This window comes from Pseudomonas sp. 2995-3 (assembly GCF_002742565.1).
Taxonomy (GTDB): Bacteria; Pseudomonadota; Gammaproteobacteria; order Pseudomonadales; family Pseudomonadaceae; genus Aquipseudomonas; species Aquipseudomonas edaphica.
Window position 1 is genome coordinate 200309 of sequence record NZ_LJSB01000176.1, and the last position, 10813, is coordinate 211121.

The window sequence follows — 10813 nt, forward strand, 5'->3', positions numbered from 1 at the left end:
GTGAACTCCGTCTCAGGCTTGCTGGGGGGCGGCGAAAGGTGCGTCCAGGGGAGCGGTGTCGAAGGTGCGCAACAAATCGATAAGAATCTGCGTGGCCGGCCCCAGGGGTTTGTCTTTGTTCGAGTACAGGTAGAACGTCGGGTTGCGGCTGCCGCCCTTTTCCAATGGCAGCTGCTTGAGCAGGCCATCCTTGAGTTCGCGTTCGATCAGGTGTCGGGGCAACCAGGCGAAGCCCAGGCCGCTGCTGACGAAGGTGGCGGCGGTGGGCAAGCTGCCGACGGTCCAGCGCTGTTCGGCGCCGAGCCAGCCGACGTCGCGCGGCTGCTGGCGGCCAGAGTCACGGATCACCACTTGCATCTGGCTTTCCAGGTCCTGGAAGCTCAACTCGCGGTTCAGGCGATGCAGTGAGTGGTCGGGGTGGGCCACAGCGATAAATTCCACGTCGCTCATTTCGGTGCCCAGGTAGCCTGGAATGATGAAGCCGCTGATGGCCAGGTCCGCCATGCCATCCATCAACAGCTCTTCAACGCCCGACAGCACCTCCTCACGCAGGCGCACGCGGCAGCCACGGCTCTGCGGCATAAAGGCGGTGAGGGCGCGCACCAGGCGTGCATTCGGGTAGGCGGCGTCCACCACCAGGCGTACTTCGGCTTCCCAGCCCTGTTCCATATGATGGGCGAGGTCTTCCAGTTGGCTGGCGTTTTTGACCAGTTGCCGCGAGCGGCGCAACAGCACTTCACCGGCCTCGGTGAGCACGGCCTTGCGTCCGTCGATGCGCAGCAATGGCACGCCGAGCTGGTCTTGCATGCGGGCCACGGTGTAGCTCACCGAGGACTGCGAACGGTGCAGTGCTTCAGCCGCCTGGGCGAAGCCGCCGTGGTCGACCACGGCCTGCAGCGTGCGCCATTGATCGAGGGTAACGCGGGGCGCTTTCAAGATGAGCTCCTCTTGTCCTAAGCTGGCGGTCCTTATTGGAGACTGCCGAATGAGAAAATTCTGTTGTGTGTTGCTGGCGCTGCTGCCGATGAGCGCGTTTGCCTATTCCACCGACGTTACTAAAAAGATCGAGGGCGTGAGCATTGACTACACGGCGTCCGACGTCGACAACGACATCAGTTCGATACAGCTGAATAATTACGGCACCAATGACGCGGTGTGCTCGGTAACCTTCACCAACGGCCCGGAATCGCCGCGTCGCCGAACGGTCACGGTGCCGGCAGGTAAAAGCACCAACACCACGGTCAAATTCACCCGCTCGATTATCAAGATGCGTATCGCACTGACCTGCACCCCAAAATAAACCGGCAGCGGAGCATGCCCACAGCAATACTCCGCTTATAAACAAATTTATAGATGGGTTATAGCAGTTTTTTACGCTTTTTTATCGAATTGGCTCTGTTTAATCTTCACTCCATCGTCTTACAGCATTTACAGATGGAGCCTACCCAGCCATGTCCAATGTTCTGATCATCGAAAGCAGCGCCCGCCAGCAGGATTCGATCTCCCGCCAGCTGACTCAACAGTTCATCAGCCAATGGCAGGCCGCCCACCCGGCGGATCAGATCACTGTGCGTGATGTGGCCCTCAACCCGGTTCCGCACCTGGACGCCAACCTGCTCGGCGGCTGGATGAAACCCGCCGACCAGCGCAGCCGCGTCGAGCAGGCGTCCCTGGACCGCTCCAACGAACTGACCGACGAATTGCTCGCCGCCGATGTGCTGGTGATGGCCGCGCCGATGTACAACTTCGCCATTCCCAGCACCCTCAAAGCCTGGCTGGACCACGTGTTGCGTGCCGGTGTGACCTTCAAGTACACCGCCACCGGCCCGCAGGGTTTGCTGACCGGCAAGCGCGCTATTGTGCTGACCGCACGCGGTGGCATCCACACCGGCGCCAGCTCCGACCATCAGGAGCCGTACCTGCGCCAGGTCATGGCCTTTATCGGGATTCATGACGTCACCTTCATTCATGCCGAAGGCGTGAACTTGAGCGGTGACTTCCAGGAGAAGGGCATCAACCACGCCAAAGCGCTGCTGGCACAGGTCGCCTGACGTTTTAATCGTCACATAATCGCGTGGTGTTTATATCGCTCCACGCAAACCCTTCAAGTACGCGTATCGAACCTCCCTTTGCACTTGTTGCTCCTGAGTGCTCCTGCCCGACTGCCGCTTTAGCGAGGTCGGGTTTTTTTTGCCTTGAGTTTCAGTAAACGCCGAAAACCTTTAATGTCCCGCCCATTCGAAACGAGGCGCGCATGGGCTACTTACTGGTTGTCACCCTGATTCAGGCATTTTCCTTCAGCTTGATCGGCGAATACCTCGCCGGTCACGTCGACAGCTACTTCGCCGTGCTGGTGCGCGTGGTATTGGCCGGGTTGATCTTCATCCCGCTGACCCGTTGGCGTTCGGTGGCGCCACCCTTCATGCGCGGCATGTTGCTGATCGGTGCGCTGCAGTTCGGCGTGACCTATGTATGCCTTTACTTGAGCTTTCGCGTACTTACGGTGCCGGAAGTGTTGCTGTTCACCATCCTCACGCCGTTGCACGTGACCCTGATCGAAGACGCGCTTAACCGCCGATTCAACTCTTGGGCGCTGATTGCTGCGCTGGTTGCCGTGGGCGGCGCGGCGGTGATTCGCTTCGACCAGATCACGCCGAACTTCCTGATGGGCTTCTTGCTGCTGCAACTGGCCAACTTCACCTACGCCGCCGGGCAGGTGATGTACAAGCACCTGGTGGCGCGTTATCCGAGCGACCTGCCGCACTACCGGCGCTTCGGCTACTTCTACCTGGGCGCCTTGATCGTGGTGTTGCCGGCGTTTTTGCTGTTCGGAAAAACCAACTTTTTGCCCGAAGCGCCGCTGCAATGGGGCGTGCTGGTGTTCCTTGGGCTGGTCAGCACTGCGCTGGGCATGTACTGGTGGAACAAAGGCGCCTGCCTGGTCAACGGCGGTACATTGGCGGTGATGAACAACCTGCATGTGCCGGTGGGGTTGTTGCTGAACCTGCTGATCTGGAATCAGCACGAGCCGCTGGGGCGCTTGGCGTTGGGAGGTTTGGTGATTCTGGGGGCGGTGTGGATCAGTCGCTTGGGTGTGCGCAAGGTGCCGGTCATAAGCTGATCCAGATGTGGGAGCGGCCCGCGATAGGGGGTGTCAGTCGGCAAATATTTCGACTGATACACCGCTATCGCGGGCAAGCCCGCTCCCACAGGGAATGGATGGCGTTAGGCAGATTCGTTTTCCAGGGCTGGCAAATGGCTGGCCCCCAACACCGCCGGCACCATCCCCGCGCGCAAATCATTGCCACTCGGCTGCTGATACAGGCTCAAGCCAAACTCCGGCAGCACCGCCAGCAAATAATCAAAGATATCGCCCTGGATGCGCTCGTAATCGGCCCACGCCGTGGTGCGGGTGAAGCAGTAGATTTCCAGCGGCACGCCTTGGGCGGTGGTTTGCATCTGGCGCACCATGCAGGTCATGTTCGGCTGGATGTCCGGGTGGCTTTTCAGGTACGCCAGGGCGTAGGCGCGGAAGGTGCCGAGGTTGGTCATGCGGCGGCGGTTGGCCGACAGTTGCGCACTATGGCCCTGAGCTTCGTTCCAGGCCTTGAGTTCGGCCTGCTTGCGGCTGATGTAGTCGGTGAGCAGGTGTACCTGGGTCATGCGCACTTCTTCGTCGTCGCGCAAAAAGCGCACGCCGCTGGCGTCGATATACAGGCTGCGTTTGATGCGGCGCCCGCCGGAAGCCTGCATGCCGCGCCAGTTTTTGAACGACTCGGACATCAGGCGCCAAGTGGGGATCGAGACAATGGTTTTGTCGAAGTTCTGCACCTTGACCGTGTGCAGGGTGATATCCACCACGTCACCGTCGGCGCCGACCTGAGGCATCTCGATCCAGTCGCCGACCCGCAGCATGTCGTTGCTGGTCAGCTGCACGCTGGCCACAAACGACAGCAGCGTGTCCTTGTACACCAACAAAATCACCGCTGACATTGCACCCAGGCCCGAGAGCAGCAACAGCGGCGAACGGTCGATCAAGGTGGCGACGATGATGATCGCGGCGAACACGAACAGCACCATCTTTGCCAACTGTACATAGCCCTTGATCGAGCGGGTGCGGGCATGTTCGGTGCGCGCGTAGATATCCAGCAAGGCGTTGAGCAGGGCGCTCACGGCCAGCGTCATGAACAGGATGGTGAACGCCAGCGCCACATTGCCGATAAACAGGGTGGCGGTCTTGCTCAGGTCGGGTACCAGGTACAGGCCGAACTGGATCACCAGCGAGGGCGTCATTTGCGCCAGGCGGTGGAAGACTTTGTTATGCCGCAGGTCATTGAGCCAGTGCAGCGCCGGTTGCCGGCCGAGCAGTTTGACGGCGTGGAGGATGAGGTAGCGTGCTACCCGTCCGACCAATAGGGCGACTACCAGCAATATCAGCAAACCCAGGCTGGCATGCAGCAGCGGGTGTTCATCGAGGGCGCCCCAAAGGTCTTGGACGTTGAGCCAGAGCTGTTTGATATCCATGGGTAAAACCGATTCTTCTGTAAGACAACACGGGTCGATTAGAGCATTTATGTGCAACAAAGTTGGTTTTGCGGACAAATCTGCTGACAAAAAAGCAGCTGATTAGCCTCGTTCGCGTAAAGAAACTCGGTTTGAGCGCCCGAAACCGTTACCCTATGCAGCTGATATTTTGTATTTCTTCGAGGTAGCACCCGTGTTTTCCCAATTCGCCCTGCACGAACGCCTGCTCAAAGCCGTGGCCGAGCTTAAATTTGTCGAGCCTACGCCTGTGCAAGCAGCGGCCATCCCGCTCGCGCTCCAAGGGCGTGACCTGCGGGTGACGGCACAAACCGGCAGCGGTAAAACCGCCGCTTTCGTCTTGCCGGTGCTGAACCGCCTGATTGGCCCGGCCAAAGTCCGCGTGAGCATCAAGACCCTGATCCTGTTGCCGACCCGCGAGCTGGCCCAGCAGACCTTGAAAGAAGTGGAGCGCTTTTCGCAGTTCACCTTCATCAAGTCCGGCATCATCACCGGCGGTGAAGACTTCAAGGTCCAGGCCGCAATGCTGCGCAAGGTGCCCGACATCCTGATCGGCACCCCAGGCCGGATGATCGAGCAACTCAACGCCGGCAACCTCGACCTCAAGGAAGTCGAAGTGCTGGTGCTCGACGAAGCCGACCGCATGCTCGACATGGGCTTTGCCGATGACGTGCAGCGTCTTGTTGCCGAGTGCGTCAATCGCCAGCAGACCATGCTGTTCTCCGCCACCACCGGCGGTTCGACCCTGCGCGATATGGTTGCCAAGGTGCTGAACAACCCTGAGCACTTGCAGGTCAATAACGTCAGCGACCTGAACGCGACCACGCGTCAGCAGATCGTGATGGCCGACCACAACGTACACAAAGAACAGATCCTGAACTGGTTATTGGCCAACGAGACCTATCAGAAGGCCATCGTCTTCACCAATACCCGTGCAGCAGCCGACCGTATCTACGGTCGCCTGGTGGCTCAGGAATACAAGGCGTTCGTGCTGCACGGCGAAAAAGACCAGAAGGACCGCAAGCTGGCCATCGACCGCCTCAAGGCCGGCGGCGTGAAGATCCTGGTCGCCACCGATGTTGCCGCCCGAGGCCTGGACGTGGATGGCCTGGACATGGTCATCAACTTCGACATGCCGCGCAGCGGCGACGAATACGTACACCGTATTGGCCGGACCGGGCGTGCCGGCAATGATGGTCTGGCGATCTCGCTGATCTGCCACGGCGACTGGAACCTGATGTCGAGTATCGAACGCTACCTCAAGCAGTCGTTCGAGCGCCGCACCATCAAGGAAGTCAAAGGCACCTACACCGGGCCGAAGAAGGTCAAGGCGTCGGGCAAAGCCGTTGGCGTGAAGAAGAAAAAGACCGACGCCAAGGGTGACAAGAAGAAAACCGGCGCCAAGTCGCCAACCAAGCGCAAGATTGCCAACCGGCCGAAGACCGACAACCTGTCGCTCGTCAGCAAGGACGGCATGGCGCCGCTCAAGCGCCGCAAGCCAGAAGCGCCAGCTGCCGAATAAGGCCGCTGATATAAAAAAACCGGACGCTGTCCGGTTTTTTTATGCCCTCAGTTGATCGTTCCTACGCTCTGCGTGGGAATGCCGCCAAGGGCGCTCCGCGTCCCGTTGTGGTGGTTAATTCTTTGCTTTGGCGGCCGCCTCGTCCAGCTCCTTGAGGCGCTGGTCGATCAGTTGGCACTTGTCTGGCAGATCCGCGCTGGCAGTCTCCAGGTTCATGTGTTGCAACTCATCGTTGATTTCCTTGGCCCTGGCCGGGTTTTGCTGGGTCAGTTTGGTCACTTCCCTGGCCAGTTGTTCGCGTTTGGCCGTGGCCTCTTCCGGCGTGCAGGCCCAGGCGGGCAGGGCGCTCAGCAGGGCGGCGGCGATGGCCAGGTTCATCAGGGTTTTCATGGTCGGACCTCCTTGGCAGTGGTGTTCAGTTGAGGGCGCGAACGTCTGGAAAGTTCAGAGAAATGACGCTCGTCTATTGGGATGAACGGCCAGTGTCAGGTCATGTCACTACCTATGACGGGCCACTTTTTAATCTGCCCGCGGGAGTAATCAGGATGACGACTTACAACTGGGATCTGATCGAACGTCTACTGCATGAAGTGCAGAACGGCGAAGGCAGCTTTGCGCCGCGCAAATACGCCGAGCAGGAAGCCGCCGAGAAGGCCACGGCGGGCGAATCCACCGGTAATCTGGACGCGTTGAAAAAGACCGCCGCCGATTACGAAGCGCTGTTGTTCAAACGCGGTTTCATTGAATCGCGCCCGGAAGAAGAGGGCGGCAATGGTGAGAACTTCATCCTCACAGCGCTAGGTGCGCAACTGCTGGCCCTGATCGACAGCTCAATCCCCGGCAACGATCACCCGCGCCAAGTGCTGGACGAGCAGGCAGACGCGCTGGACCCGGCGACGTTTGCTGAGGTGGCTTCAAAGGCGCAGATTGCGTAAAAGGGCGCACCCCAGACCAAAATGTGGGAGCGGGATTGCTCCCACATTTTAAATCGACGCGGCCTTGAGGCATTTGAGGGCCAGGAAGTCACTGCGAACCTTGCGGATTTTTTGTGTGAGTATCTGGCGCTGCTGCGCCGTGCTTTCGGCCATCAGGTCGATGATGAGGCTGCGCGCAGCGGCTTCGGTCTGTGCATAGGCGGTGCGGTATTGCGGGGTCCACAGGCTCTCGCGGTCGACCAGCAGCTGTTGGATTTTCTGTGGGAAGTCAACGCTGTGACGCTGCTGCAAGGCGTCGATAAATTGCGCCTGCCAATGGGCGCGATTACCGATCCATTCCTGATTCTGTTCGCCCAGCGCGATTGACCACGCCGTCACTCGGTTCTGCTGGCTGGGACTCAACGGCCCTATCCACGCAACCAGGCGTTTGCTCATGCGCTCGGCGCGCTCCTTGATCTGCTGAGCCAGTGGCGGTTTGAGGTATTCGTCCTGGCGCTTGCGCAGGTCTTTGGCCAGCGCATCTCCCATGTCTTTGACTTGTTGATCATCCAGGCCCTGCAGCAACTGGATGGCTGACGGGGTGATCTCACGGGCCACTTCAGCGATCGCCTGCTTGGCTTCGCTGGTGCGCGCTTGCAGCGCGGCGTCGGTGATCTGGTTGTTGTCGACCATTTGTTGCAGGCGATCAAGCCAGTCCAGGTAGCCCGGCAGTTGAGTGGTGCAGTGCCAGGCCAGATGTTCCTTGAGTGTGTCATTGAACCAGCTCTTTTGCCCTGCGTTCATGTCCAGGTAGTCGTTGAGCGTCCAGGGGATGATCACATCAAGGTTGCGGTAGGCCAGGCCCACGCGATTGCAGCCGGCGAGCACCAGGCTCAACGTCAGTAATACCACCAGTAATTTGAGCCGACGCAGCATGGGCGTGTCCTTTCGCAGGGAGGGTTCATGCATGTGAGCCTGTGCGAGGCGCGACAGTTCAGCCCATCAATAAAACGACCGCGCGGCCTTCAAGGTCAACAGGCCGTCGCATTGCGAATTGTGTCCGGAGTAGGCCGAGCAGTCTCCACCGCTGAGGCTGGAGCCGCTATAGATCAGGTCCAGGTCAACGCCTTTCCATGCGCGGGAGAACTGCACTGACCAGTCGCTGAAGCTGCTGATGTAGCCGCCTTCCACCGCAGTTGGAGTGCCGAGCTGGTGAGTGGTGTACTTCATGCTGACGCCGATGCCGAAGGGCTGTGTACCGCCGAGGTCGGCAAACAGCGTGCTGTCCTGGCGATCCGGATCGTTGCTGAACGACACGCCGAAGCGATTGCCCAGCAGGTTCAAGCCGCCGTAGAACTCCTGGCTGTCGAGCGGGCTGAGCTTGGGGTAGCTGTAGTGGATCATACCGACTTCGTAGCCGAGGGTCTGGTCGAAGGGGCGCTTGAAGCCCATGTAGGAGTCGACTTCGAGGTTGTTGGCCGAGGACAGGCCCATATTGGGCGAAAACTGGCCGAAATACAGGCCGCTGTCGTGGCTCAGGTCCAGGCCGCCGTGGAAGGAATCGCTGCCCGGCGAGGTGGGCTTGACCAGGCCCTGGGCCATGCTGCGGCTGGGCGTGGTGCCTAATTTGAGGTCGAAGTCACCCAGTTCACGCTGAAAAATCTGCGCGTATGCGAGGGGACTTGCTGTAAGGGCTGCGATGAGAAACAAGCAGGGCTTGAGCATGCTTCACTCCATGAAAAGCGAGGAGCAGTAATGAAAAAATCGGACAGATGCCCGTGCTAGACGGGTGCAAGCATACCGGCGAATGCTTCGCGGTGAGCCCCGTTCGTCGATTAGCACATCAAGATAAGTAGCAGGAGGGTGTTTCAGACTCTAGTCCTGGCGCCTTGGAAGGCAAGACGCTTAGGAGCTAGATGCGACGCGCGGGTATTACTTTTTGCCCAGGCTGATCTGCTTGGACGGGCCGAAAGTCTGGCCGCTCACGCCCTTGGCAATTTGCTGGATTTCGCCCCCGGACTTGAGGAAAGCAGCAATTTGGCTGTTGATCGATTCGCTGGTTTCAACGGCGGGAGCTGGCTTTGCTTTGCTGTTGGATGCTTTTACGCGCATGGCGGCCACTAACCTGTAGAAAATTAACTTGGCCAGGCATCGTACAGGAAATACTTGACAATTGCTTGGCAAATATCCTCTGGGAATAACCAAAGCCGATGTAATCGGCCAAAATGTGACCTTGAAATAAGCCCCTAACTTACTGTTTTAACTCGAAACCACAGGGTTTATTCGGCTGCTGCCCGCGGGTAAAATTCGATCGATTGATCAGACGAGCGGGGCGGTGCCATTACGAGGCCACGCCAGCCCGCGATTTTTCAGGCGCACGCGCGTGGCGGGCGCAACTCGGGTAGAATGCCGCCCACGTAACGAAGGTATCTGGAAATGGCTTTAGTCGGGCGCTACAACAGCTTGCAAGTGGTTAAACACACTAACTTTGGTTTGTACCTGGATGGTGCGCAAGATGGCGAAATCCTCTTGCCTAATCGGTATATCCCCAAAGATATTCCCAGTGAAGATGAAGACTGGCTTAACGTTTTCATTTATCTGGACAGCGATGACAAACTTATCGCGACGACTGAAAAGCCGAAAGTTCAAGTCGGCGAATTCGCCAGTTTGAAAGTCGTCGAAGTCAACAGCATCGGCGTATTCCTCGACTGGGGTTTGCCAAAAGACCTGTTGCTGCCGTATTCGGAAGAAAAACGCCAGCTGACTGCAGGTGAATACTGCGTGGTGCACGTCTACCTCGACAAGCACACCAAACGCATCACCGCCACCGCGCGACTTGACCGCTACCTGGATAAGACACCTGCCAACTACCAGGTGGGCCAGGAAGTCGACCTGCTGGTGGCCGAAGCCACCGACATGGGTTTCAAGGCGATCATCAACAACAAGCACTGGGGCCTGATCCACAAGAACGAAGTGTTCAAGTTCCTGCGCCCGGGCAAGGAAGAGAAAGGCTTCATTAAAGAGATTCGCGCCGATGGCAACATCAGCCTGAGCCTGCAACCGGTTGGCCAGGAAGCGGCCTCGAGCCTGAACTCGAAGATCCTCGCCAAGTTGCGTGAAAACAACGGCACCCTGCCGGTCAGCGACAAGAGCGACCCGGCGGTGATCAGCAATTTGTTCGGTGTCAGCAAAGGCAACTTCAAGAAAGCCATTGGTGCGCTCTACAAGCAGGGCCAGATTGTGATTCACGCCGATCGCATTGAACTAAGCTGATCGCGTTTTGCTCTTCTGTAGGTGCCGCTCGGCGCCTATGGAGGCTGCAACCATGACCCGCAAAATACGCTTCGCTTACCTCGGCACCTTACTCGCGTTTCTGGTGCTCGACGGCCTCTGGCTCGGCGTTTTCATGGGCCAGACCTACAGATCCCTGCTCGGCTCGCTGATGCTTGATCAGCCTCGCTTGCTGCCTGCTGTGCTGTTTTATCTGCTGTATGCCCTCGGTTGTGTGGTGTTAGTGGTTTTGCCCAGCGGCAGCTGGCAACGTGCAGCAGGCCTTGGCGCTCTGCTCGGCCTGGTGGCCTACGGCACGTATGACCTGAGCAACTGGGCCACATTGCAAGGTTGGTCAGCCGGGCTGGCCCTGATGGACATGGCCTGGGGCACCTTCCTGACGGCCGTCTGTTGCAGTGTCGGCTATTTGTGTGCACATCGGGTGCGGCATTGATTGTGTACAGGATTGACGTGCACCGTTGCTGAGCATAACCCCCGCCAACAAGCCTTCATAAATCTCTTTGGAACACCGTTTCAGAGGGATTGTGTGCCATTGGCACATATT

General features: G+C 58.6%; 13 protein-coding genes. 7 read left to right on the forward strand and 6 right to left on the reverse strand.

The annotated features are described in order from the left end of the window. Positions 1 to 12: 12 nt before the first annotated feature. Positions 13 to 936, reverse strand: coding sequence for a LysR family transcriptional regulator (locus tag AOA62_RS12935; protein ID WP_017134847.1), 924 nt, complete (start codon positions 934 to 936; stop codon positions 13 to 15). Between the two features lie 49 nt (positions 937 to 985). Between AOA62_RS12935 and AOA62_RS12940 the strand changes: the two genes are divergently transcribed. The 3 genes from AOA62_RS12940 (at position 986) to AOA62_RS12950 (ending at position 3121) form a co-directional block, all read left to right on the forward strand. Then, positions 986 to 1300: a 3-phosphoglycerate kinase gene (locus AOA62_RS12940; protein ID WP_099548844.1), complete on the forward strand. Its 315-nt coding sequence runs from the start codon at positions 986 to 988 to the stop codon at positions 1298 to 1300. 151 nt (positions 1301 to 1451) lie between these two features. Beyond that, on the forward strand, positions 1452 to 2051 hold the full coding sequence (locus AOA62_RS12945) for an FMN-dependent NADH-azoreductase (RefSeq protein WP_017134849.1): 600 nt from the start codon (positions 1452 to 1454) through the stop codon (positions 2049 to 2051). Between the two features lie 203 nt (positions 2052 to 2254). Beyond that, a complete protein-coding gene (locus tag AOA62_RS12950) occupies positions 2255 to 3121 on the forward strand; it encodes a carboxylate/amino acid/amine transporter (protein WP_099548845.1) in 867 nt (288 codons plus the stop codon). A gap of 104 nt (positions 3122 to 3225) precedes the next feature. Here the strand turns inward: AOA62_RS12950 and AOA62_RS12955 are convergent, their stop codons facing one another. Continuing rightward, positions 3226 to 4524, reverse strand: a complete 1299-nt coding sequence (locus tag AOA62_RS12955) for a mechanosensitive ion channel family protein (protein WP_099548846.1) — start codon at positions 4522 to 4524, stop codon at positions 3226 to 3228. A gap of 193 nt (positions 4525 to 4717) precedes the next feature. On the opposite strand from AOA62_RS12955, the gene AOA62_RS12960 reads away from it, so the two are divergent. Then, positions 4718 to 6064 carry a DEAD/DEAH box helicase gene (locus AOA62_RS12960; RefSeq protein ID WP_026013512.1) on the forward strand — a complete coding sequence of 449 codons (1347 nt, stop codon included), beginning with the start codon at positions 4718 to 4720 and terminating at the stop codon, positions 6062 to 6064. A 114-nt stretch (positions 6065 to 6178) separates the two neighbouring features. On the opposite strand, the gene AOA62_RS12965 is transcribed toward AOA62_RS12960, so the two are convergent. Next, complete coding sequence (locus tag AOA62_RS12965) at positions 6179 to 6454, reverse strand: hypothetical protein (RefSeq protein ID WP_099548847.1); 276 nt, start codon at positions 6452 to 6454, stop codon at positions 6179 to 6181. A gap of 155 nt (positions 6455 to 6609) precedes the next feature. Between AOA62_RS12965 and AOA62_RS12970 the strand changes: the two genes are divergently transcribed. Continuing rightward, positions 6610 to 6999 (forward strand): hypothetical protein, encoded by a 390-nt coding sequence (locus AOA62_RS12970; RefSeq protein WP_017134854.1) that lies wholly within the window; start codon positions 6610 to 6612, stop codon positions 6997 to 6999. A gap of 48 nt (positions 7000 to 7047) precedes the next feature. Here AOA62_RS12970 and AOA62_RS12975 read toward each other — a convergent pair whose 3' ends face one another. From AOA62_RS12975 to AOA62_RS12985, 3 genes are all read right to left on the reverse strand, one after another. Next, positions 7048 to 7914 (reverse strand): DUF6279 family lipoprotein, encoded by an 867-nt coding sequence (locus AOA62_RS12975; RefSeq protein ID WP_099548848.1) that lies wholly within the window; start codon positions 7912 to 7914, stop codon positions 7048 to 7050. Positions 7915 to 7980: 66 nt separating this feature from the next. Then, positions 7981 to 8703, reverse strand: a complete 723-nt coding sequence (locus AOA62_RS12980; protein ID WP_017134856.1) for a TorF family putative porin — start codon at positions 8701 to 8703, stop codon at positions 7981 to 7983. A gap of 207 nt (positions 8704 to 8910) precedes the next feature. Next, a complete protein-coding gene (locus tag AOA62_RS12985) occupies positions 8911 to 9090 on the reverse strand; it encodes a hypothetical protein (protein WP_003193095.1) in 180 nt (59 codons plus the stop codon). A 324-nt stretch (positions 9091 to 9414) separates the two neighbouring features. Between AOA62_RS12985 and AOA62_RS12990 the strand changes: the two genes are divergently transcribed. Together AOA62_RS12990 and AOA62_RS12995 are read left to right on the forward strand one after the other, a co-directional pair. Further along, complete coding sequence (locus AOA62_RS12990; RefSeq protein ID WP_017134857.1) at positions 9415 to 10251, forward strand: S1 RNA-binding domain-containing protein; 837 nt, start codon at positions 9415 to 9417, stop codon at positions 10249 to 10251. Positions 10252 to 10303: 52 nt separating this feature from the next. Further along, a complete protein-coding gene (locus AOA62_RS12995) occupies positions 10304 to 10702 on the forward strand; it encodes a DUF2177 family protein (protein WP_099548849.1) in 399 nt (132 codons plus the stop codon). Positions 10703 to 10813 lie beyond the last annotated feature (111 nt).